This window comes from Actinomadura geliboluensis (genome assembly GCF_005889745.1).
Classification (GTDB): domain Bacteria; phylum Actinomycetota; class Actinomycetes; order Streptosporangiales; family Streptosporangiaceae; genus Spirillospora; species Spirillospora geliboluensis.
In genome coordinates, this window is record NZ_VCKZ01000759.1 from 1 (window position 1) to 1,082 (window position 1,082).

Here is a 1,082-nt window from a genome sequence, read left to right on the forward strand (position 1 = left end):
GTCGAGGGTTCGGGGGTGATGAGGTCTACGGGCCAGTCGGTCTCGTCCATGCCCGGGGGCAGAACGTCCAGGCCCCATATCCAGGCGGCGGTGCGGCGGGCGATGACGGCTTCCGGTGGGAGGAGGCCGCTCAGGACGGCGGCTCTGGCGGTGAGGGATGCACCCTTGGCGGGGGCGAAATAGACGCCGGGGCCGACTGGGACGACCGTGTTGGCGGGCGTCCGCTTCCAGGTGAGAGTCATCCCGTTCATGGGGGGATGATGGCCCGAGCGGTGCGGGTGGCGGGCGCCGCTTTGAAGTTGTGGATAACTCATCTGCGCATCAGGAGTGCGGTGATGGCGGCTCCTGTGAGGGCGGTCGCGGCGCCGATGAGGAAGAGGGTGTCTTGGCTTACCACTGCGCCGTAGGCGGCTATACCTACGGAGAAGCCGATCTGTAGGACGGTGTTGTTCACTCCGGACGCCATTCCGAGATGCCGTTCGTCTGGGATGTCCACGGCGAGGCTGCCCAGGGTCGGGAGTGCTATGCCGCAGGCCAAGCCGGCTAGCAGCATTCCGGGGGCCAAATCCGTCCAGGATGTGGAGCCGCGCATGAGGAGTATCGCGGCGGCCAGGAGGGCCAGGGAGGCGGAGACCAGGAGGCCCTTGGGGAGGCGGTCCATGATGGCTCCTGCCAGTGGGCCCGCGAGGAGTATGGGGAGTACCAGCGGCAGGAAGCACAGGCCCGTTTTCAGTGCCGTGTAGTGCAAGCCGTCCTGGAACCACAGGGACACGTAGATGAGCATTGCGAAGATGCTCGCCTGGACGGTGAACGATCCGATCTGGGTGCCGGTGAAGACGCGGTCGCGGAAGAGGGAAAGGTCCAGCATCGGGTCTCGGCGGCGGTGTTCCACGGCGATGAAGAGGACGAGGGCCGCGAGGGCGGCGATGGAGGTCGTCAGGGTTCGTGCGCTTCCCCAGCCCTGTTCTTGACCGCGGAGAAGGGTGAAGACCAGCGCGGTCAGGGCCACGGCCAGGAGGGACGGGCCCAGGACGTCGATGCGGCGCGGGGTGCGGGCAATGTCTCTTATACACACCTGGCGC

At 66.8% G+C, this 1,082-nt stretch carries 2 protein-coding genes; both read right to left on the bottom strand.

Annotation, left to right across the window (positions count from 1 at the left end; all coding sequences use genetic code 11):
* Positions 1 to 251, bottom strand: a 251-nt coding sequence (locus ETD96_RS44080; protein ID WP_205719775.1) for a hypothetical protein, incomplete at its 3' end; no start/stop codon positions are given.
* 59 nt (positions 252 to 310) lie between these two features.
* The gene (locus tag ETD96_RS44085; protein ID WP_171069558.1) at positions 311 to 1,009 is read right to left on the bottom strand and encodes an MFS transporter; all 699 of its coding nucleotides are present in this window, start codon (positions 1,007 to 1,009) and stop codon (positions 311 to 313) included.
* Positions 1,010 to 1,082 lie beyond the last annotated feature (73 nt).